We start from the raw sequence: 21,187 nt of genomic DNA on the forward strand, positions 1-21,187 counted from the left end.
CACGGTTAGGCGGATCACCTCAGGCGATAAGTTGAAGCGGCGCGACGCAGACGGCTGACCTGGATGTCGAGCGAACGATCGAAGGCGACGGTCTCGCTGCGCTCCGGCAGCAGGGCCTCGCGGGACAGGACTTGCTGCGGCGCCTTGATGAAGCGCGACAGCAGCCGGAACTCCGCGGCCGACAGCAACACAAGGCCACCCTCGGTGTCGATGAGCCGGCGCTGCACACGATCGAGCCGCCACGGGCCGAAGCGCACGATCCGCGCCACCGATACGGCCGCCGACGCCTGACCCGCGCGGCGCGCGAGATTGTTGACGCGCGCGATCAGCTCGCGCGGTTCGAACGGCTTCGTCAGATAGTCGTACGCACCGAATTCCAGCCCGAGTACCCGGTCCACCGCGCCGCTTCGCGCAGTGACCATGATGATCGCGACATCCCTCCCTTGCTCGCGAAGGCGGCGGCAAAGGTTCAGCCCGTCTCCGTCCGGAAGGTTGAGATCCAGGACGACGACGTTCGGCCGCCACTCGGCCAGCGCGGCTTCGACTTCGGCCACACTGCCGACGCCGCGCACTCGATGGTGCGCACCGGCGAGCTGATCCAGAATTAGCGACCGGATCACTGGATCGTCGTCGGCGACGAGAACCCGGGCCTTGGGGACGGGCGGCAGCGACATACCTGAATGATAGCGGCGTTCGATGTCGAGGTCTTCCACCGACAGCCGGGCCGCTACAGAGTGTTACAACACGCGTGGGCGATGTCCGTCTTCTGCGCGAGCCGATCGCGGAAGCGTAACGTTGTCTGCCGCAGGCGCCACCTTCGCTCCGGTTCGCGCGAGAAGCACGCCGGCGAGCGCGATCGCGAAGCCGAGAAGCTGTAGCGCGGTCAGGTGCTCACCGAACAGGATGCGTGCCTCCACCGCCGCCAGGGGCGGCACCAGCAGGAGCAACAGGCTTACCCTCGTCGCGCCCTGATGACGTGTCATCCAGACAAGAAGCGACAAGGCTGCCGCCGATAGCATCAGCACCGACCAAGCAAGGGCGAACCAGAGCGTGAGCGAGTTGTCCCATCGAAGGTCGCCTTGGGTCGCCGTTGCGATCAGCGCGATGGCCGCGCCTCCGATATTCTGAACGGCGCCCGCGACGCATAGATCGTCATGCGCGAGCGAGCCGCGTTGGATCATGGTGCCGGCGGCCATGGCGACGATCGAGCAGATCGAGCCTGCGACCACGACCGGAGAAACGCCGACGCCCATCCCCTTACTTAACAGCGGCAGAAGGACGAGTACGACGCCGGCCAACCCGACCCCGAGGCCCGCCCAGCCTCGAAAGGGCAGCCGCTCGGACAGGAACAGGGCACCCGCAACCGCGACGACGAGGGGCTGCAGCGCGCCGAGCAGGGCCATGATCCCTGCGGGCATGCCCTTCCCGATCGCCCACCAGCTCGTACAAAGGTAGATGCCGTTGAGCAGCGCGCCGGCAAGGAGATGCAGCGCCAGTCGCCGGCCACGCGGCAGACGCTGGCGAAGCAGCAGCGCCGCGACACCCAGTGCGAGCGCGGTGAGCGCCATGCGTGCAAGCAGGACTAGCTCGGGGGCCGCATGGGGAGCCACCGCCCGCGCGACCACGAAGCCGCTGGACCAGATCAGGACGAAGAGAATGGGGGCGAGGGTGGTTAGCGTCATGCGATCGCGTTCTGGTTCAGGGCGCCCGTGCTATCGCGTCTCGATACGCGAGGGCAATCAAGGCCGCCGATCCCGCTTCGAACGGTGCCGGCACTGGCCGAGCCTCGAACGTGCGTCACAGGCCGCCCGACGCCTCGAGGATCTGGCCCGTCACCCACCGCGATGCCTCGGACGCCAGGAAGACCGCGACGGACGCGATATCGTCAGGCTGACCCAGGCGACCGAGCGGCGTCGCGGCGGCGATGCTCCTCTCCACGTCCGTTCCTACGACGCCGGCCGCGTGACTGCCCTCGGTCGCGACGACGCCGGGGCTTATGGCGTTGACGCAGATGCCTTGGGGCGCGAGCTCCTTGGAGAGAACCCGAGTGATCGTGTCCACTGCACCCTTGGAGCCGGCATAGACGACGGCGCCAGGAGCGGCGAGCCTGACCCCCACGGACGATATATTGATGATGCGGCCACCCCCCGGACCGATCTGCCTTGCGAAAGCCTGGCTGCAGGCGATCAGCCCCCAGACGTTCACGTCGAAGTGGCGCCGGTATTCCTCGGCCGTGACGTCGGTGAGGGATACGGTGCGATAGACGCCGGCATTGTTGACCAACACCGTGACGCGCCCTCCCAGCGCCTCGACGGCAGCGGCCATCAGCCGGTCGGGAACACCTGGAAGGCCGATGTCACCCGCAAGCGCGACGGCTTGGCCGCCTTTGCTCTCGACGCCGGCGACGACCGCTTCGGCTCCCTCCCGATCGGTAGCGTAATTGACCGCCACGGCTGCGCCCGCCGCAGCAAATGCTTGCGCGATACCGGCACCGATGCCTTTGGAGGCACCGGTCACAAGCACGTTGGTCCCCGAGAGGTTCATCATCGATACTCCCTAGCTGAATACGCCACCCACCGTTCAGCGATGGGTACACGCGCGGGTGCAAGCCGTACAAAGTAGCTCTTCATCGCGATGGCCAACGCCAATTATCTACGCTCGCACCGCCTATCGTCTCGCCCAACTCCTTGCGAAGTTCGACCATCACGCAGCCGGGCGAGCGCCCTAGTGCCGAAACCAGCCCGGCGGCGTGCGTCACGACGACGATCTGACAGCTTTCCGCAGCCTTGACGACGAGACGCGCAAGCGGATCAAGCAGGTCGGGGTGGAGGCTCGCCTCGGGTTCGTTCAGGATCATCAGGTCCGGGGGACGCGGTGACAGCAGCGCGGCCGTCAGCAACAAGTAGCGCAGCGTGCCCTCGGACAGTTCCGACGCGACGAGCGGCCGAAGCAGACCATGCTGCTTCATCTCGACTTCGAAACGATCGTTCACGGCAAGGCCGGCGCCGTCGAACGCATCGGCGACCGTATCCACGAGCGTGGCGGCATCGCCGATCTCGGAAATGGTCTGGAGGGCGGCGGCGACGTTCGATCCGTCGTTGGCGAGAACGGGCGTGAAGGTGCCTACCTGTGGGCGTCTGGCCGGCGCGTTCAGGTCGGTCCGCAGATCATCATAGAAGCGCCATGCCCGCATCCGCTCTCGGAGCGACAGGAGCTCCAGTCCGTCGGTCGTATCGGCGCCATGGGTCATCATGCTGTCGGAGGGGGGCAGGTTCGAGATACCATCGCGCCACGCACCGGTGGCGGCGCTGCGCAGGCGAACGAGCGAGCCGCGACGCTCCGCGATGATGCTCGCTCGGTCGAGGACTCCGCCGGTCCATATTGCTTCGGCTTTTATTTCGGGGTCCAGCGTGAAACGTGTCCGCCGCCGACCTGATGGACCGAGGTCGATCGCGTAGCCCAGCTCATCCGAGGAGAAGCCCAGCCGGAGCTGGATAGGGTCGCTGCGGACGGTTCCTTGAACAGGCGAGGCACCTGTGCGCATCGCCTTGCTGAAGCGTTCTGGTCCCGCCCACAGCGTGGACGTCAATCCACCTTCGGTCGCCAGCGAGGACACCACGCGCCCCTGCGCCGCATCCGAGAGGAGCCGCAGCGAGCGATAGAGGCTGGATTTCCCGCTGCCATTCACCCCGGTGACGACGGTGAGCCGGCCAAGCTCGAGCCTGACGTCGCGCAGCGAGCGGTATCCGAAGACCGCCAGGGTCGAGATCACGGTGCGCCGTCCTCCCGGCGGCCGTGCCGATCGGTGTGATCGAACCAACGCATGAGCGCGGTGTCGAGGGTTGCGGGATGGCGCATCGTCGCCTCGCTATCCGACGCGGCGCAGCTTCAGCAGGCCGCCGTCGAACCACCAGAGTGCGATCGTCCCGTCGCGCAGCGCGAGGATGGTCGGTGTCGGTGCGGCGTTCGGACCCCAGGGCCCCGCGGTACAGGTCACGGCGAAGGCGCGCAGGGCCGGGCCGCCTATCTTGCGGACCATCGCCCGAGCATCCGGGTCGGGGTCGCGCGGGGTGGCGGCGATCCTGGGCTGGCGGCATGGGGCTTCCGTCGAACTCTGCCCGGGTTTGTCCCAGGACAGCTGCCCGGCCGTGAAGGTAAGGCGACGGCCCATGTACGACGGATCGTCGGCCGACAGCGCCTGAACGCCCGCGTCCGGCGCGGCCACGCCGACGACCTGCCAGTGCCCGTAGAGCTGGGTGACGGCCGCGACCGGCGACCCGGCTCGGGCCGGCGCAGCCATGGCCGCGATCGCGCTCGTGGCGGCGACGAGGGGGAACGCGAGCTTCATCATGACCTGATCTCCTTGTGTCTTTTCACTGGCGAAACGAAAGGTCGCTGCCGCCGGTCGAGCCGTTCGGAAGACCGGCGATGCCGCCGCCTTCCCTATCGGACAGGACGTCGTGAGCGTGGAACGGCAGGACGCTACGACCCGCAGCGTCTGTAGTGAAGACGCACTGTCCCAGTGCCGGCGTAGATGTCGTCGGTAACCAGCCTGCGGCCGTTGTCGGCAAGCGTTAAGGTCATGCGCTTGCGCCACTGCTCGCCTTCACCGGCAGCGTCGAGATCGATCACGAAGACATTGGCGGATGTCCGTCGAACCTTCGTCGGCATCGCGCGCGCCTCCCAGTAACGAAAGCCGTTTCGATCCGCGGTCATCGAACGTTTGGCGTCGTCTGGATGGCGCGGGCGGCATGGCTCCACGATCGTATCGTAGCTGGCGGCCCATTTGCCCCTGAGTTCTACAGGCACCGGAACGGATGCGCGCGCGGCAACAGCGGGTTCCGAAGGTGTCACGATCGCCCCGGCGAACGCGAACAGCGGAGTGAGGAATGTTCTGCTCATGGGCCTGCTTTTGGCAGTGGCATGTATCGGGGCGATGACCGTCGGCGGCCTCATGTAACATCGTGTCACCGGCGAGCGGCCCGCGTTCGATGCGCTTATCCGCACGCGTCCGCGATGTCCCGACACTCGATCTCCACGGTCAGCATTGCCCCTCCAAGATCCGAATCCGCGATGGTGACCGTGCCGCCATGCGCGCGGATGATCTGTTGGACGATCGCGAGGCCCAGCCCCGATCCGGCAAGGCGGCGCTGCTGCGGGTCGGCGCCGCGATGATAGGGCGCCAGGACGGCGGTCCGTTGACCGGGCGGAATACCAGGCCCGTCATCCTGGACATCGAGCCTTACCCGCTTTCCGATCGAGGACACCGACAGGTGGACGCGTCCGCGTCCGTACTTGACCGCATTGTCCAGAAGATTGGCGATGACGCGGCGAAGCGCGTGGACGTCGCCCAGGCATGGAGCATCGTGCAGGTCGACGGTGAAGATCGTTCCGCCGTCCCGCGCTTCCCGCTCCGCGACCTCGGCCGCCGCGATATCGGCCAGGTCGATGGCAGTGCGGACGCTGGCACTCGTACCGCGCGCGAAGGCCAAGGCATCCGCCAGCATCGCATCCATGCCGTCGAGATCGGTCTCAAGCCCGGTGCGGACGATACCCTCGTCCAGCGTCGCCGCGCGCAGCCGCATGCGCGTCAGGAGCGTGCGCAGGTCATGCGAGATCGCGCCGATCATGAGCGAACGTTCGCCAAGCAGGTCGACGACCCTCGCCTGCATGTCGGCGACCGCGGTCGCCGTACGGCGGATGTCCGACGCGCCGTCGATCCCGGTCTCGACGGTGACGGCCGTACCGTCGAACCGCCTCGTGGCGCGGGCGAGGTCGCGCAAGGGGCGCGTCTCGCGCGCCGTCAGCAGAAGTGCGAGCAGGGCGACGAACGCGGCCAGGGCGCCCATCCACAGGCTCGCCGGCAACTTCAGGAACCGTGGCCGCTCCTTGTCGGGCCCACCATTGGCGGTCAGCGTCAGGAATCGACCGTCCGGCAGTCGCGCCACGGCATAAGCCAGGAAACCTTCGACCCGCCCCCCTGTGTCCCTCGGGCTGAAGTCGGGACTGACGAAGGCCCTCACCGGTGTCGGCGTGTAGGTGAACCTGCGCAGCTCCGCCTCCAGTCGCGGAGCCCGGCGCAACGCCCCGATCGGCGGAAACGCGTCAGCAAGGCGGACAGTGAGGTCGACGCCGTTGGCTGCGCGCAGGATCGCCGCACGGTCTCGCCCGTTGGCCTGAGCCAGGAGGTCGATGATGCCGCCGACCTGACGCACTCGGGGGAAGGACACGGGCGCGTCCCGTGCCTCCTCCCGCAGCACCAGCAGCGTGACGCTGCCGGCTGCGAGCAACAGGACGCTGCCGAGCAGGATCAACAGCAAGCGCCCGAGCAGGTCGAGGCGCCACGTCATCGGCGACGAACCGGAGCGGCAAGCATATAGCCGGCATTGCGCACCGTCCGGATCAGTTTCGCCGCGTCGCTGCCCGCCTCCTCCAGGCGTCGGCGCAGCCGGCTGACCTGCATGTCGATCGTGCGGTCGAACACATCGGCGGTCCTGCCGCGCGTCAAATCAAGCAGATGGTCGCGCGACAGGACGCGCTGGGGCGCGCGGGCGAGACACAGCAGGAGGTCGAACTCCGCGCCGGTAAGTACTACCTCGGCGCCGGAGGCGGTCGTCACCCGCCGCGCCTCCACCTCGATCGCGAGATCGTCGATGACGAGCGTCTCGAGCGTACCGATCATGCCGCCCCGGCGCAGGACCGCATTGACGCGGGATAGCAGCACGCGGGGATTGAATGGCTTGGACACGTAGTCGTCCGCGCCACCGTCGAGCCCGGCGACGCGGTCGGCATCTTCGTCACGCGCGGTCAGCATGATGATAGGCGGGCCACCGCTCGTGCGAAGGCGCCGGCAGATCTCCAGCCCGTTCTCACCCGGCAGCATCCAGTCGAGGATGACAAGCGAGACGGGCGCTCGCGCCAGAACGGCATCGAGCGCGACGGCATCGCCGGCGGTTTCGACGTGGAAGTCGCTGGCGCTCAGATAAGCGGCGAGCAACGCGCGGATATCGGCGTCGTCTTCGCAGACGGCGATGACGGGCTTGTCAAGCATCCGATCATGAAGGCAGCCGGCCGCCCGCAAGGCAAGGCCTGTGACAAAACGTTACGCCCGCCGGCACCGCGTCACCGATCGGTTACCTCGAAGCGGCAAACGATCAACAGTCATGAGGATGTTCGATGCTTCATTTTAGATCTTTGCCGATAAGTCGCTTGCCTCGCTGGTCGATGGCCGCCTGCGCGCTCGCCGTGACGGCACCGGCAGCAGCACAGCAGGCGCCGCGTTCCGTCCTGCCTATTCGCGAGGTCGTGATCCGACCTCTGGGAACGCCACGGTACGCAATCACGATCATCGTCAATGGCGTACCGATCGAAACTGGATTGGACACGGGGTCGGTTGGACTACGCATTCTGCCCCGGGCGGCAAAACGCGCTGGCATTGAGGCCGAGCCGCAGTCGGTCCGCTACAGCTACGGCGGCGGTGTTCAGCTTGACGGCCATCGAGCGGCGATTGATCTGGCGATCGGCGCGGCCCGCGGTCGGGTGCCAGTCCAGGCGATCGATGAGGTGTCCTGCGTCAATGGCGGCAATTGCCCTGCCGCGAACGTGCCCCCGGCTGCCTACGGGCTCATGGGCTCAGGTCGGCCGGGCCAGGGGTTCCAGGCCATCATGGGGACGCGGCTCAACGATGGCGACATCCCGAACCCCTTGATCGCCCTAGGGGTCAAACGCTGGATCGTTCACCTGCCGCCGCGTGGCGGTGGTGGCGGCGCCTTGATCCTCAATCCGGACGAGCGTGATATGGGCGGGTTCGTCCCGCTCAGGTCCGGGGTGGGGACGCCCGGAACCGTAGCGGGTTGCCTGATGGTCGCCCGACCGGGCGCGCGTCGCTTCTGCGGGCCGACATTGCTGGACACGGGCGCGCCTGAAATGGTCGTCCGGGGCGCCGAGCGACCGCCTGGCTGGCAGCCGGGCGTGCCGGCGAGGCTGGCGCTGCCGGGTGCCAATGACGAGCGGGTTGTGGGGGTGTCGTTTCGCATCGGTGACGAGGCGCACGGGGGCAAGGCGTCGTTCCGCCAGGGTCGGGGCAATAGTGTCTCGCTCACGGGCGGAATACTGCCCTTCTACGCTTATGATGTGCTGTTCGATCAGGAGCGGCGGGACATCGCCGTTCGTTCGAACGGCTCCGGAGGTGGCGCCATACGGTCCGACTGAGGTCGACGTGCTTCGTCGCGGAGCAAGCGATCGCTTGAACCTGCAAGGAAACGACGCTGCTCACCGGAATGGATGCTCCGTGCGCGGTCTGCAGGACGTGTCGCTCATGCGCAGGCGCGCGACATCGGCGGTCCCATGCGGTCGAGCCCGATCCTCGCCGCGTATTGGGGGGAGAATGGAGCAAGATCGGTCGATGTAATGGAACGGATCGCGATCGACCGGACGCGGTATACCGCAGGATGGGATATCTCACTCAGCGCGGGAGAGCTTATCCAGCAATTCGGTGAGCAACAGGCGTTCCCCGGGTGTGATGGCCTTGGCGTCGCCGAGGCGCGCACCAAGCGAGATGGCGAGCGGTGCGATACCGAGCTGATCTTGCTGCAAGGCGGTGTCGGCAATGATCGCGGCCAATACGGCTTCGCGTGCCAAGTCGGCCAACTGCGGGTCGCGTTCTTCGTTCGGCATCGCGAGAAGGGTGGCGACTGTGCCGACACCGGCCGCATGAACCAGCCCCACGGCGCTTTCCACAGGCAAACACAGTCGTCCAGCCCGTGCGATCCGGCGGACCTTCTCCCGCAGCATGTCGAGTCCGACGAGCGCCGCCGGGGATGCCGGTCCGGGCGTCCCAATCTCGTTCATGATAGCGAATACGGCCGGGTTGGCGAGACCAAAGGTGACGTAGTCGTCCCAGCCGTTTCGCAGGTCTTGCACCGGATCGGGGTGCGGCTCAGCCGATGCCTTGCGGGCGACGAAGGCCGCCAGGCCATGCTCCGCCACCGCGTTCAGCAGACCACGCTTCTCCCCGAACAGGCGATACAGGGTCGGGGGCTGAACCGACGCGGCGGCCGCCACCGCCCGCGTCGTGAGCGCCGCCGTGCCGCCTTCCGCGATCAGCCTGGACGCCGCGTCCAGCACGCATGCGCGGATGTCCTGCGTCTGCTTCGTCGGATCCGGATCACCAGTCATTCCTCACAGTAACATCGCTCTCACGGAAATCGTAGCGCCGGTTTCGAAACTGATGTATCATCGATAACAATGTGACCTTTCCATCGATAAGGACTATATCATGATCGTCGTAACAGGCACCAACGGCCAGCTCGGGTCAGCGATTATCGAAAGCCTTCTGGGTCGGGTGTCGCCGGCCGGCATCGTCGCCGTGACGCGCGCCCCCGGGAAGGCCGCGATGCTCGCCGATCGCGGCATCGAGTTTCGTGCCGGCGACTTCGCCGCCCCGGACAGCCTCGGGGCCGCGTTCCGGGGCGCGGACCAGGTGCTGATCGTGTCGGCCGACAAGCTGGGCGACGAGGCGCTGCGCCTTCACCGCGCCGCGATCGAGGCCGCTCGCGGAGCGGGCGCCCGCCGCATTCTCTACACCAGCCATATGGGTGCGCGGGCGGACTCGCCGTTCCTGCCTGCCGAGCAGCACGCCGGCACCGAGGCCGACCTTGCCGCGAGCGGCACGGCCTACACGGCGCTGCGGCACGGCTTCTACGCCGAAAGCTGCCTCCACATGATCGGCGACGGATTGCGAAGCGGAGAGCTTCGCACGCCCGAGGATGGCCCGATCAGCTGGACGGCGCGGGATGACCTCGCAGAGGCGGATGCGGCGATCCTCGCCAGCGAGGGTATGTGGGATGGCGTGACGCCGCCGCTGACGGCAGCGGACGCCGTCACCATGGCGGAAGTGGCCGTCATCGCCTCCGAAGCGACCGGGCGCGAGGTGCGCCACACCACCGTGACCGACGCGGAATGGCGCGATGCCAAGATCGCGGGCGGCATGCCGGCCCTGTATGCTGACATGCTGCTTGGCACGTTCCGCGCCGCGCGCCGGGGCGATTTCGCAGCGACCGACCCCGCGCTGGGAGTCTTGCTCGGACGGTCCCCCAGGACCATGCGCGAGATGTTGATGGCGAGGTAAGTCCGGACGATCCGGATCACAGGCGAAGCGCGTCGATCAAGGCTCGAAGTGCGGGAGTGACGCGGCGGTCAGGGTAGTAGAGACGGCATCCCGGATAGGACGGGCACCACGGCCCGAGCACCTGGATCAGCCGGCCGTCGGCGATCTCGTCGGCCACGTCGTGCTCCATCATAAAGCCGAGTCCCGCACCGGCGCGGACGGCCGCCGCGGCCAGCACCTCGTCGTTGACGATGAGCTGCCCCGATACCTTGAGCTTGAGGTCACGGCCTGCGTCCTCGAACTCCCATGGCAGGAGGCCGCCGCCGCCAACCAGGCGGTAGTTGATGCAGGCGTGACGATCGAGGTCCGACGGCGTCTCGGGCGGCGCGTGGTGCGCGAAATAAGCGGGCGTCCCGACCACGACGGTGCGCAGCTCGGGTCCGACCGGCACGGCGATCATGTCTTTATCGACGGTTTCGCCCAGGCGGATACCGGCATCGAACCCGCCCGCGACGAGGTCGATCAGCCGATCCTCGACGATGACCTCAACCGACACGTCTGGATGATCGAGCAGGAACTGCGGCAGGCGTGGCGCCAGGATGGTGCGTGCCGCGTAGCCGAAGGTCGTCAGCCGCACCGTGCCCGACGGCGCGCCTCGCCAGTCGGCCAGCGACGCCAGCCCCTGCGTCACCTGAGCCAGGGCAGGGTCGAGCGAGCGCAGCAGCTGTTGTCCGGCTGCGGTGGGAGCGACCGATCGCGTGGTGCGGGCCAGCAGCCGAACGCCCAGCCGGTTCTCCAACGCCTTCATGGCGTGGCTCAACGCCGAGGGTGAAAGGCCGAGTTCGGCCGCCGCTCGCGTGAAGCTGCGTGCACGAGCAACGCTGGCGAAAGCCGCAAGATCGTCGAGGTCGCTGCGGCGCATTGCTGCATCATGCTCACAAGCCCTTGTGGTGCGCAACGCCTAATCCGGCGGTCGTTCGGCTCCTATCTGGCATGCCGAACGAGGAGAGATGACCATGGACCTGACCAACTATCGCACACTCGGTCGCTCGGGACTGGCGGTCAGTCCGCTCGCGCTCGGCACGATGACCTTCGGTGCCGGCCGCTGGGGCGCCGACGAAGCCGGCTCGCGCGCCATCTTCGACGCCTATGCCGAGGCGGGCGGCAACTTCGTCGACACCGCCGACGTCTACTCCGGCGGCGAGAGCGAGGCGATGCTCGGCCGCTTCCTGCGCGAGCGCGGCAATCGCGACCGGATGGTGATCGCGACCAAGTCCGGCTTCCCGCGCGGCGCGGACAATCCGCTCGCGGGCGGCAATTCCGCGCGCAACATCCGCGACGGCCTTGATGGTTCGCTGAAGCGGCTCGGCACCGGCTACATCGACATGTATTGGACGCACGTTTGGGATCGTACGACGCCGGCGGAAGAGGTGTTGCGCGCGCTGACCGATGCCGTGCGTCGCGGCGACATCCTCTACTATGGTTTCTCGAATGCGCCTGCCTGGTACGCCGCCCAGATTGCCACGCTCGCGCGCACGCACGGCCTGCCCGAGCCGGTGGGTCTACAATACAGCTACTCGCTGATTGATCGCGGTGTGGAGCTGGACCTGGTGCCTGCGGGGGGGGCGCTAGGCCTCGGGCTGGTTGCCTGGAGCCCGCTCGGCTTCGGCATGCTGACGGGCAAGTACGGCCGCGAGAAGCTCGCCGACTTCGGACCGGCCGGTAGCCTGCCGAACAAGGGCGGCGAGCATGGCGGCGGTAGCGACGGGCGCCTCAACGGCGACAATCCCTATGGCGGGATGCTGTTCACCGAGGCGAACTTCGGCATCGTCGACACCTTGCGCGCCGTGTCCGGGGAGGTCGGTCGACCCATGGCTCAGGTCGCGCTCGCGTGGGTCGCGAACAGGCCCGGCGTCTCGTCTGTGCTGATGGGCGCAAGCCGGGCGGAGCAGATCCGGGAGAACGTCGCCTCGCTGGACATCGTGTTGTCGTCCGAGCATCAGAAGCGGCTCGATGCGGCAGGCACACCGCCGCAGCTCAACCCCTACTTCATCTTCGACCTGCCGCGCGATCGCATCTTCGGTGGCAGCGCCGTCCAGGTTTGGACTAAAAGCGGCTGACCAAACGACGGCTTGCAACAACGGCTTCATCAGCGTGGATGGCCGCTATCGGGTCTACAGATGAGAAGGAGCAGCTAGCCGAGATCGTTCCGAGGTTGGCCTCTCGATTGGTCAGCGCGGCATACGATACCAGCGCAAGTAGCAGGCCCGACGTGCCGGCCTGCTCGGCGTCGCATCGAGATCATGTTCGGCCGTCTCAAAGACTGGCGGCGCGTTGCCACCCGCTACGATCGCTGCCCCACGGCCTTCTTTGCTGCCGTCGCCCTCGCTGCCACCGTCATCTTCTGGCTGTGATCAACGAGTCCTGACCCTAGCCCGATATAGGTGTTGTACCATCCTCAAGCCACCGACGACCCTTCTCGTAGAGCGCTTCGACTTCCGGTCCCTTGATGCCGGGCAGATCAAGCTGCACATCGAATCCAATCAAGGATTGAATGTACCCGAGATGGCGATAGCCCTCCGGGAAACGGGCTAGTAGTATCGGCTCAAGCGAAAGTCCCGCACCCGGCTCCAGCATATCGATACGGTCATACTCGTAAATCGGCTGACGAAAGAGGATGGCCCAATGCTCGTCGCGTTTTTCCAGAAAGTCGAAGAAGCGCCCGCGGCAAGTGACATCGACCCAACTGCCCTGAACGAGGGCGCGCTGGATGATCGACATCTTGGTCTGAGCAACAGCGCGGACACCGTTTAGATCGACGCTTGTGCCGGCGAGCGTGTGCAGAACCTTTACGCCAGCGTGCCAGGCCTTGCGGCTTCCCTCGATGAAAGCAGTAAATGGAGCGGTTTGCCACGTAGCCGCCATCCAACCGTCGGGGTGAAACGTGGTCGCGAGGCGCTCCCAGTCGCCACTATCGCGCCAGACGGCCCAGTTGTCGATCAGCTCGCAAATGTCCAGCCGATCCATGTGGCGAGATTTCACCTTACCTGCTCCCGTTGACGTGACGACTGCTTGCCTGACTGCGAGCTCCCACGAGTCGAGCTGCTCGCACAAAGCCCCTTCGGGTCATTGCCTTGCTAGCGGATCGCTTGCCCGGTTTGCCTGGAGCCAAATCAGGAGCACGAGCGGGATTGCGACCACGATGACGTGGATCCAACCTTTGTGCAGCACCCCGAGCTGCGCCACCAAAGCCCCGACGTCGATCAAGAGAAGAAGGATAGCGCCGAGGACGGAAACTCGCGGAACGAGGACGGCAACGGCGCCGGCGAATTCTAGTACCCCCGTTAGGTATTGTAGCCACTGTCCGAGTCCGATCTCGGCAAACTCGCTGACCATCATCGGCTGACCGCTGAGCTTCATCACGGCGGCAAGGAGGAAGAAGAGGGCGACGCCGATGCGAAGCGCCCAAAGGAGCACCGCAATACCGACCGATGGTCTTCTCCGCGTGATAGTCATCCGTTTCTCTCCCGTTCAGCGGTTGTCGAGATCAGCCGGAGGCATTGGCTGGCTCGCCGAAAAGACGTCCAGTCGCCTTCTCGATGGCAGCGATCCCCCACTCGATCTCCGAAGTCAGAGAAGAGGGGATATTTTTCCCCTCTGTGTAGAAGATCGAGCATGCATCGGTAACGATGGTGAAGCCGGGTGGCACCGGGAGGCCGAGGGTGGCCATCTCGGCCAAGTTCGCTCCCTTGCCGCCCAGCAATATGGCGGATAGCCCGTTGGTGCTTACCTCGCCGACCCCGAAGGTGTGAACGAGCTGCCTTTCCGACAGGAGATCGACTGCACTAACCACCAGAGTCCCCTTCGGAGCCGCGCGAACGTACACACCGGCAAAGCTGGGGAGCTGCCGACTGTCAGATGATTGCTTCAAAGAGGTGAGGAAGAGCAGATGGTAAAATGCTTGGGCTGAGACCCAACAGGCATAGGGTGATCTCCATCTGGTCAGTCGAGAGTATCCCTCGTTTGGACGTGCAGCGCGGCCGCTCGGCGCGCCAAGTCGTCGGCATGTTGCGCGGCAGGAGTCAGCGGCAGATCGGCGCGTCTCACGGCACAAAAAGCGGGTGCGTTGGGAACCTCAATAATCGGGATCCTCATCAATAGTCCTGTTGCGCGAATGACCTCGGTCCATTGTTGCGGCAGCGGCGCAAGCAGTTCCGTCGTCGCCACCACAGCGGTGACAGCAAGCCCGGATGCCGCCTGAACAACGATCCTTGGCGGATGAAGCCCGGCGGCCTCGAACACAGAGTTCACCTCGTTATCGCTGTCGAACATGATGGGCGTCGTGACCCACGAGGCTTCAACGAGCTCGGTCAGCGACGTCGCGCTCTGCAGTGGATGATTACGCCTGCAGACGATCATCCGTTTATTCTCGAACAACCTGTCGATCACCAAGGCGGGAGCTGAAATCATCCGCGCAACTGGACCATAATATGCATCGATGAGACCATCCCGAACATCGGCGGCAACTACCGGGAACGTGCCCTCGATCAACTTGAGCCGCACGTTGGGAAAGCGGTGGTGGAAGTTGCGGACGATTGACGGTGCGATAGCCAGCAGCGCAGATCCGGAGCAAGCAAGCGTGACCGTTCCCTGCTCTGCGCCTCGTAGCTGAGCCATCGCGTCCCGCGTCCGCTGGAACTCGGCCTCAAGCGATCTGGCGCGCCGAACGAAAATCTCTCCCGCCTTGGTAAGGGCCATACCAGCCATACTCCGCTCGAATAGGATGACACCCAAATCCTCCTCGAGTTCGCGAATGCTGCGCGACATCGCCGGTTGGGCGAGGCCAAGGTGCTTCGCGCCGGCACGAAGGCTGCCGTGCTCGACCACGGCAATTACATTACGCAGATGGTGAAGCTTCATCTCGCTCGTTCCTGTTCTCGGCCATAGCTGAACGACCCTATGCCTTCTAGGTAACGCCTGCCACAATGATGCATCTGCTCGATAGAGGCGCGAACGGCTACTAGGTCCTAGTGTCGTGCGTGGGTTTGCTGGCTGGCCTACACCGCAATGCATTTCGTCGCGGCCTTCTTTAGGCGATCCGCGAAGAGCGGCGGCGCGGAGGCGATCGGCAGCAAATCGGTGCCTCGGCCGCCCCGTCTTCGGGCGGGTAGCCGGGAATGCAGCAGACCAGACGCAGATTACGGAGTAGAAAATGAAGACCCGCGCCGCCGTCGCCTTCGAAGCCAAGAAGCCGTTAGAGGTGGTGGAGCTCGACTTGGAAGGTCCGAAGGCCGGCGAGGTGCTGGTCGAGATCATGGCGTCCGGCATCTGCCACACCGACGCCTACACGCTCGACGGGCTGGACCCGGAGGGGTTGTTCCCGAGCGTGCTGGGCCATGAAGGCGCCGGCATCGTCCGCGAGATCGGCGTCGGCGTGACCAGCGTCGCGCCGGGCGACCACGTCATCCCGCTGTATACCCCCGAGTGCCGCCAGTGTAAGTCGTGCCTCTCCGGCAAGACCAACCTGTGCACCGCGATCCGCGCGACGCAGGGCAAGGGGCTGATGCCCGACGGCACGACGCGCTTCAGCTACAAGTGCCAGCCGATCTTCCACTACATGGGCTGCTCGACCTTCTCGAACTTCACGGTCCTGCCCGAAATCGCGGTGGCGAAAATCCGCGAGGACGCGCCGTTCAAGACGAGCTGCTACATCGGCTGCGGCGTGACGACCGGCGTCGGCGCGGTGGTCAACACCGCCAAGGTCCAGCCCGGCGAGAGCGTGGTCGTCTTCGGTCTCGGCGGCATCGGGCTCAACGTCATCCAGGGTGCGAAGCTCGCGGGCGCGGCGGTGATCGTCGGCGTCGACATCAATCCCGACCGGGAGGAATGGGGCCGCCGCTTCGGCATGACGCACTTCCTCAACTCGCGTGGGCAGAGCCGCGAGGAGACGATCGCAGCGGTGCTGGGGCTCACCGATGGTGGGGCCGACTATACGTTCGATGCGACCGGCAACACCGAGGTGATGCGCACCGCGCTGGAGGCGTGCCACCGCGGCTGGGGCACCTCCATCATCATCGGCGTCGCCGAAGCGGGCAAGGAGATCGTGACGCGTCCGTTCCAGCTCGTCACCGGACGCAACTGGCGCGGCACGGCGTTCGGCGGCGCCAAGGGAAGGACGGACGTGCCCAAGATCGTCGACTGGTACATGGCCGGCCAGATCGCGATCGACCCGATGATCACCCATACGCTGACGCTGGACGAGATCAACACCGGTTTCGACCTGATGCACCGCGGCGAGAGCATCCGCTCGGTAGTGATCTATTGATGAAGAAGCTCTACCCCGATGCCGCGGCGGCGCTCGACGGGCTGCTGCGCGACGGCATGACGATCTGCTCGGGCGGGTTCGGCCTGTGCGGCATTCCCGAGCGGCTAATTGACGCGATCCGGGACTCGGGCGTGACCGGGCTGACGATCGCGAGCAACAATGCGGGCATCGACGGCGAGGGCCTCGGCAAGCTGCTCCGCACGCGCCAGATCGCCACGATGATCTCCTCTTACGTGGGCGAGAACAAGGAGTTCGAGCGCCAATATCTGCTGGGCGAGCTGGAGGTCGAGTTCTGCCCGCAGGGGACGCTGGCGGAGCGTTGCCGCGCCGGCGGGGCCGGCATTCCGGGCTTCTACACGAAAACTGGCGTCGGTACCCAGGTTGCCGAGGGCAAGGAGGTGAAGACGTTCGACGGCGAGGACTATGTCCTCGAACGCGGCATTCGCGCCGACCTGTCGATCGTCAAGGGGTGGAGGGCCGACGAGAGCGGCAACCTCGTGTTCCGCAAGACCGCGCGCAACTTCAACCAGCCGATGGCGACTGCGGGTCGCATCTGCGTTGCCGAGGTGGAGGAGGTGGTGCCGGTCGGCAGCCTCGACCCCGATGCGATCCATCTGCCCGGCATTTACGTGAAGCGGATCATTGTCGGCAGCCCCTATGACAAGAGGATCGAGTTCAGAACGACGCGCGCGCGCCAGACCGCCGGCGCCGCCCCGGGGAGTGAGGTCTGATGCCCTGGGACAGGAACGGCATGGCGGCGCGCGCGGCGAAGGAGCTGCGCGACGGCTATTACGTGAACCTCGGCATCGGCATCCCGACGCTGGTCGCGAACAACATCCCCGACGGCATGACCGTAACGCTGCAGTCGGAGAACGGTATGCTCGGCATCGGGCCGTTCCCGTACGACGACGAGGTCGACCCCGACCTCATCAACGCCGGCAAGCAGACGATCAGTGAACTGCCGCAATCAGCCTATTTCTCCAGCTCCGACAGCTTTGCGATGATCCGTGGCGGGCATATTGATCTGACGGTGCTGGGCGCGATGGAGGTGTCGGAGGCCGGCGACATCGCCAACTGGATGATCCCCGGCAAGATGATCAAGGGGATGGGCGGCGCGATGGACCTTGCCGCCGGGGTCAGGAAGATCATCGTCGTGATGGAGCACACCTCCAAAAACGGCGACCCCAAGTTCATCTCCGAATGCACGCTCCCGCTCACCGGCAAGAACGTCGTCGACATGATCGTCACCGACCTGTGCGTGTTTCAGCGCGCCGATCACGGCTCGCCGTTCCGCCTCGTCGAGTTGGCGCCCGGCGTCACGGCCGCCGAAGTGCGGGGAAAGACCTCAGCCGCCTTCGAGGACGCTGTATGATCATCGAGACGCTATCAGTAAATCGAGCGTTCGGGGGGGTGCAGGGTGTGTACCGCCACCGATCTGACAGCACCAACAGCGACATGACCTTCTCAGTCTACGTCCCGCCCCACGATGCAGGCACGAAGATGCCGGTGGTCTGGTATTTGTCCGGCCTTACCTGCACCCACGCCAATGTCACCGATAAGGGTGAGTACCGCCGCGCTTGCGCAGAACTCGGTCTGATTTTTGTCGCACCTGACACGAGCCCGCGCGGCGACGGAATGCCTGACCATCCGGACTCATGGGACGTTGGCCAAGGAGCGGGATTTTACGTCGATGCGAACCAACCCAGGTACCGTCCGAACTACCGTATGTGGAGCTATGTCACAGAGGAACTGCCGCAAATTGTTGCCGCCAATTTCCCGGTCGACGCTCGAAGGCAGTCGATCATGGGCCACTCCATGGGTGGTCACGGAGCATTGATCGCTGCACTCTCCTACCCGGAGCGTTACAGGGCAGTCAGCGCCTTCGCGCCAATCAGCTCGCCTTCCACGGTTCCCTGGGGACGGAAAGCCTTTAGCATCTACTTAGGATCTGATCGCACGTTGTGGAGGCGATACGACGCTACCGCCTTAATCAACGACGGTGCTCGGGTGTCCGAGTTGCTGGTCGATCAAGGCACTGCCGACCCGTTCCTCGAAGAGCAGCTCCGGCCGGAGCTCCTCCAAGACGCATGTGCGCGCGCCGACGTCGATCTCACGCTACGCATGCAGGACGGCTATGGCCACGGGTATGAATTCGTATCGACCTTCATGGCAGATCACCTGCGCTGGCACGCGCACCGCCTTAGGAACTGAGGATGCCGCATTTACATGTGACCAATAGGTCCGGGGACCTGAAAACCATCGAGGCGCAGCCGGGTCTCAGTGTCATGGAGATCATCCGCGATGCCGGGCTGGACGAGCTGCTAGCCCTCTGTGGAGGGTGCCTCTCGTGTGCGACTTGCCACGTCTATGTCGATCCCGAGTTCGCCCGTGCGCTTCCAGCGATGAGCGAGGAGGAAAATGACCTGCTCGACAGCTCCGACCATCGGACGACGACCTCACGCCTTTCCTGCCAGTTGACGTTTTCCGACGATCTGGACGGACTCACGGTGGAGATCGCGCCCGATGACTGACCACGGTGGAGAGCGCTACGTTTCGGCAGCCGTCATCATCCGCGGGACGGGGCGAAGCTCGTGAAATTCGATGTCGTAATCGTCGGCGCCGGCCACGCGGGAGCGCAGGCGGCTATTAGCCTTAAGCAGCGCGGTTTCGAAGGAAGCATCGCGATGATCGGCAGGGAGGCAGAACCGCCATACGACAGGCCCTCTCTCTCCAAGGAGTACCTTTCCGGCAGCAAATCCTTCGAGCGGATGCTGCTGAGACCCGAAGCGTTTTGGGCGGATAGGGCGATCACCCATATTGGCGGGCAAACGGTCGACGCGATCGATCCGGCCGCTCGGACCATCCACACCAGCGAGGGCGAAGCATACGGCTACGGTCGCCTTATATGGGCGGCAGGAGGCGATGCGCGCCCGCTCGGCTGCGTAGGCGGCGATCTCTCGGGCGTTCACTCCATTCGATCACGAGCAGACGTAGACCGGATGCTGGAGGAGCTACCGAACATCTCGCGCGTCGTCATCGTCGGCGGTGGCTACATCGGCTTAGAGGCCGCGGCGGCGCTGGTCGGGAAAGAAAAACAGGTCGTCCTGCTCGAGGCGCAGGACCGGGTGCTCGCCCGGGTCGCCGGCAAGGAACTGTCGCGGTTCTACGAGGCCGAACACCGTGCGCACGGCGTGGATGTCAGGCTGGGGGCTGCTGTCGATCATTTGGAGGGGCTCGATGGTTGGGTCTCGGCCGTGCGAATGGCGGATGGCGAGCGGATCGAGGCCGACCTCGTCGTTGTGGGGATTGGCATTGTCCCCGCGGTTGAGCCGCTCCTGAAGGCGGGCGCGGACGGCGGGAACGGCGTACTGGTGGACGAACTCGGACGCACCAGCCTACCTCACATTTTCGCTGTTGGAGACTGTGCCCTACATCCCAACAGGCATGCCGGCGGTACGCACGTACGGCTCGAGTCCGTTCAAAACGCGAATGATCTTGCAGTCGCGGTCGCGAGCGCAATTTGCGATGACCCCAAGCCGTATGACGCAGTCCCCTGGTTCTGGTCCAACCAGTACGACCTGAAGCTGCAGACTGTCGGGTTGTCCGCTGGTTACGAGACGGAGGTCGTCCGGGGTGATCCAGCTAGCCGCAGCTTTTCGGTGATCTACCTCAAGGCCGGCCGGGTCGTCGCGCTCGACTGCATCAATGCGACAAGAGACTATGTGCAGGGTCGCAAGCTGGTCGATGAGCGACTTGCGATCGAGCCTGAGGCACTCGCACGGGCCGAGGTGCCGCTGAAGGAAATAAACGCTTCCAGTCCAAACCTGGTTGATCGCGATATGGGCGACAGACCCTAGATGGAACGGAAGCTTTGGCAACACTGATATAGGCGAGTTGGCATCCAGCGGCCCGGACAGCAGGTGCAACAAACCGCCCATAGCCGTTAAGGGATTTAAAACGATTTCGGGAGCGGCGGACGTCGAAGTCGTCATTTCGCTAGGCCACCAGCAAAGCGCCGAATGTCGGCCGCACCGCTGGAGGTTGCGCCGCTCGACAGGGCCAAGATCAGCTGCAAATCGCCCCAGTGCCTGCGGCGGCAGACCGGCCGAGGCGACGTCGGCGAGTTGCCTGTGATTCGGCCATCTCGGGAATAGGATGTTGCTGCTATCCTGGCGATGGTCGCGAACTTGGCGGCCTTCGAGGGCGCATCGGATGAGACGCGGCCGTATGCGAGTAAACGTCCGGGGACCACCGTATCGTGGTGAAAGTCACTACCGCTGTGTTGATGTCACGTAGCGACCCATAAACAGGATCAGGTTGGTCCAACGGTCTCTCAAGAGAAAAAAGAACGGCTTGTCGGCCCGAAATACGAACAGTGGCGGTGGCGGTGGGCAGCCCGACCCGATGCTGGAGGAGCTGCGCGAGATACTGGCGGTGCGCCGCGTGAGCGTCAGCATCGTCACGTTGTGGCGCTTCTTCGCCCGGCACGGGATCACGCGCAAAAAAAGACCAGCCACGCGACAGAGCAGGACAGCCCCAACGTCCTGAAGCGACGCGAAGAGTGGTTCGACAGCCAGCGTGACCTCGATCCGGAGCGGCTGGTGTTCATCGACGAGACCTGGGCCAGCACCAACATGGCGCGGCGGCACGGCCGCTGCCGACGGGGCAAGCGCCTGCGCGCCGGTGTCCCCTTCGGCCACTGGAAGACGACAACCTTCACAGCCGGCTTGCGCCGCACCGGCATGGTCGCGCCG

The 21,187-nt window shown here is 65.3% G+C and carries 24 protein-coding genes and 2 pseudogenes; 11 read left to right on the forward strand and 15 right to left on the reverse strand.

Going from position 1 to position 21,187, the window contains the following annotated elements; genetic code table 11:
- Positions 1–14: 14 nt before the first annotated feature.
- The 8 genes from AC07UH_RS18740 to AC07UH_RS18775 all read right to left on the reverse strand — a co-directional run bounded on the left by AC07UH_RS18740 (position 15) and on the right by AC07UH_RS18775 (position 7,081).
- Positions 15–674: a response regulator transcription factor gene (locus tag AC07UH_RS18740; protein WP_495181705.1), complete on the reverse strand. Its 660-nt coding sequence runs from the start codon at positions 672–674 to the stop codon at positions 15–17.
- Positions 675–737: 63 nt separating this feature from the next.
- Complete coding sequence (locus AC07UH_RS18745) at positions 738–1,682, reverse strand: DMT family transporter (protein WP_495181706.1); 945 nt, start codon at positions 1,680–1,682, stop codon at positions 738–740.
- A 115-nt stretch (positions 1,683–1,797) separates the two neighbouring features.
- A complete protein-coding gene (locus AC07UH_RS18750) occupies positions 1,798–2,547 on the reverse strand; it encodes an SDR family NAD(P)-dependent oxidoreductase (protein ID WP_495181707.1) in 750 nt (249 codons plus the stop codon).
- Between the two features lie 79 nt (positions 2,548–2,626).
- Positions 2,627–3,772, reverse strand: coding sequence for an AAA family ATPase (locus AC07UH_RS18755; RefSeq protein ID WP_495181708.1), 1,146 nt, complete (start codon positions 3,770–3,772; stop codon positions 2,627–2,629).
- Between the two features lie 96 nt (positions 3,773–3,868).
- The gene (locus tag AC07UH_RS18760) at positions 3,869–4,351 is read right to left on the reverse strand and encodes a hypothetical protein (protein WP_495181709.1); all 483 of its coding nucleotides are present in this window, start codon (positions 4,349–4,351) and stop codon (positions 3,869–3,871) included.
- A gap of 131 nt (positions 4,352–4,482) precedes the next feature.
- Positions 4,483–4,902 carry a hypothetical protein gene (locus tag AC07UH_RS18765; protein WP_495181710.1) on the reverse strand — a complete coding sequence of 140 codons (420 nt, stop codon included), beginning with the start codon at positions 4,900–4,902 and terminating at the stop codon, positions 4,483–4,485.
- A 95-nt stretch (positions 4,903–4,997) separates the two neighbouring features.
- Positions 4,998–6,350, reverse strand: coding sequence for an ATP-binding protein (locus AC07UH_RS18770; protein WP_495181711.1), 1,353 nt, complete (start codon positions 6,348–6,350; stop codon positions 4,998–5,000).
- Positions 6,347–7,081 carry a response regulator gene (locus tag AC07UH_RS18775; protein ID WP_495181712.1) on the reverse strand — a complete coding sequence of 245 codons (735 nt, stop codon included), beginning with the start codon at positions 7,079–7,081 and terminating at the stop codon, positions 6,347–6,349. The genes AC07UH_RS18770 and AC07UH_RS18775 overlap by 4 nt, the downstream gene beginning before the upstream one ends.
- A gap of 128 nt (positions 7,082–7,209) precedes the next feature.
- On the opposite strand from AC07UH_RS18775, the gene AC07UH_RS18780 reads away from it, so the two are divergent.
- Positions 7,210–8,211 carry an aspartyl protease family protein gene (locus AC07UH_RS18780; protein ID WP_495189904.1) on the forward strand — a complete coding sequence of 334 codons (1,002 nt, stop codon included), beginning with the start codon at positions 7,210–7,212 and terminating at the stop codon, positions 8,209–8,211.
- A 249-nt stretch (positions 8,212–8,460) separates the two neighbouring features.
- On the opposite strand, the gene AC07UH_RS18785 is transcribed toward AC07UH_RS18780, so the two are convergent.
- The gene (locus tag AC07UH_RS18785) at positions 8,461–9,177 is read right to left on the reverse strand and encodes a TetR/AcrR family transcriptional regulator (RefSeq protein WP_495181714.1); all 717 of its coding nucleotides are present in this window, start codon (positions 9,175–9,177) and stop codon (positions 8,461–8,463) included.
- Positions 9,178–9,277: 100 nt separating this feature from the next.
- Between AC07UH_RS18785 and AC07UH_RS18790 the strand changes: the two genes are divergently transcribed.
- A complete protein-coding gene (locus AC07UH_RS18790) occupies positions 9,278–10,129 on the forward strand; it encodes an SDR family oxidoreductase (protein WP_495181715.1) in 852 nt (283 codons plus the stop codon).
- A gap of 16 nt (positions 10,130–10,145) precedes the next feature.
- Here AC07UH_RS18790 and AC07UH_RS18795 read toward each other — a convergent pair whose 3' ends face one another.
- A complete protein-coding gene (locus tag AC07UH_RS18795) occupies positions 10,146–11,030 on the reverse strand; it encodes a LysR family transcriptional regulator (protein WP_495181716.1) in 885 nt (294 codons plus the stop codon).
- 94 nt (positions 11,031–11,124) lie between these two features.
- On the opposite strand from AC07UH_RS18795, the gene AC07UH_RS18800 reads away from it, so the two are divergent.
- Positions 11,125–12,228, forward strand: coding sequence for an aldo/keto reductase (locus tag AC07UH_RS18800; RefSeq protein WP_495181717.1), 1,104 nt, complete (start codon positions 11,125–11,127; stop codon positions 12,226–12,228).
- 165 nt (positions 12,229–12,393) lie between these two features.
- Positions 12,394–12,522: pseudogene (locus AC07UH_RS18805) on the forward strand (IS5 family transposase); the annotation flags it as partial.
- Between the two features lie 16 nt (positions 12,523–12,538).
- Here AC07UH_RS18805 and AC07UH_RS18810 read toward each other — a convergent pair.
- The 4 genes from AC07UH_RS18810 to AC07UH_RS18825 form a co-directional block, all read right to left on the reverse strand.
- Positions 12,539–13,135 carry a nuclear transport factor 2 family protein gene (locus AC07UH_RS18810; RefSeq protein WP_495181718.1) on the reverse strand — a complete coding sequence of 199 codons (597 nt, stop codon included), beginning with the start codon at positions 13,133–13,135 and terminating at the stop codon, positions 12,539–12,541.
- Between the two features lie 99 nt (positions 13,136–13,234).
- Positions 13,235–13,624, reverse strand: coding sequence for a DoxX family protein (locus tag AC07UH_RS18815; protein WP_495181719.1), 390 nt, complete (start codon positions 13,622–13,624; stop codon positions 13,235–13,237).
- A gap of 31 nt (positions 13,625–13,655) precedes the next feature.
- On the reverse strand, positions 13,656–13,961 hold the full coding sequence (locus AC07UH_RS18820) for a PEP/pyruvate-binding domain-containing protein (RefSeq protein ID WP_495181720.1): 306 nt from the start codon (positions 13,959–13,961) through the stop codon (positions 13,656–13,658).
- A 149-nt stretch (positions 13,962–14,110) separates the two neighbouring features.
- On the reverse strand, positions 14,111–15,028 hold the full coding sequence (locus AC07UH_RS18825; RefSeq protein ID WP_495181721.1) for a LysR substrate-binding domain-containing protein: 918 nt from the start codon (positions 15,026–15,028) through the stop codon (positions 14,111–14,113).
- Positions 15,029–15,320: 292 nt separating this feature from the next.
- On the opposite strand from AC07UH_RS18825, the gene AC07UH_RS18830 reads away from it, so the two are divergent.
- The 6 genes from AC07UH_RS18830 to AC07UH_RS18855 are packed head-to-tail and all read left to right on the forward strand — an operon-like array spanning position 15,321 to position 20,290.
- Positions 15,321–16,433 (forward strand): S-(hydroxymethyl)glutathione dehydrogenase/class III alcohol dehydrogenase, encoded by a 1,113-nt coding sequence (locus AC07UH_RS18830; RefSeq protein WP_495181722.1) that lies wholly within the window; start codon positions 15,321–15,323, stop codon positions 16,431–16,433.
- On the forward strand, positions 16,433–17,164 hold the full coding sequence (locus AC07UH_RS18835) for a CoA transferase subunit A (RefSeq protein WP_495181723.1): 732 nt from the start codon (positions 16,433–16,435) through the stop codon (positions 17,162–17,164). Before AC07UH_RS18830 ends, AC07UH_RS18835 begins: the two co-directional genes overlap by 1 nt.
- Entirely contained in the window at positions 17,164–17,805 is a 642-nt protein-coding gene (locus AC07UH_RS18840; protein WP_495181724.1) for a CoA transferase subunit B, read from the forward strand. The genes AC07UH_RS18835 and AC07UH_RS18840 overlap by 1 nt, the downstream gene beginning before the upstream one ends.
- On the forward strand, positions 17,802–18,644 hold the full coding sequence (gene fghA / locus AC07UH_RS18845) for an S-formylglutathione hydrolase (RefSeq protein ID WP_495181725.1): 843 nt from the start codon (positions 17,802–17,804) through the stop codon (positions 18,642–18,644). Before AC07UH_RS18840 ends, fghA begins: the two co-directional genes overlap by 4 nt.
- 2 nt (positions 18,645–18,646) lie before the next feature.
- A complete protein-coding gene (locus tag AC07UH_RS18850) occupies positions 18,647–18,964 on the forward strand; it encodes a 2Fe-2S iron-sulfur cluster-binding protein (RefSeq protein ID WP_495181726.1) in 318 nt (105 codons plus the stop codon).
- Between the two features lie 60 nt (positions 18,965–19,024).
- Entirely contained in the window at positions 19,025–20,290 is a 1,266-nt protein-coding gene (locus tag AC07UH_RS18855) for an NAD(P)/FAD-dependent oxidoreductase (RefSeq protein WP_495181727.1), read from the forward strand.
- Between the two features lie 414 nt (positions 20,291–20,704).
- Here the strand turns inward: AC07UH_RS18855 and AC07UH_RS18860 are convergent, their stop codons facing one another.
- A complete protein-coding gene (locus AC07UH_RS18860) occupies positions 20,705–20,890 on the reverse strand; it encodes a serpin family protein (protein WP_495181728.1) in 186 nt (61 codons plus the stop codon).
- Between AC07UH_RS18860 and AC07UH_RS18865 the strand changes: the two are divergent.
- A pseudogene (locus AC07UH_RS18865) lies at positions 20,826–21,187 on the forward strand (transposase); the annotation flags it as partial. The gene AC07UH_RS18860 and the pseudogene AC07UH_RS18865 overlap by 65 nt on opposite strands.

Source organism: Sphingomonas sp. GW821-FHT04B01, from assembly GCF_059420425.1.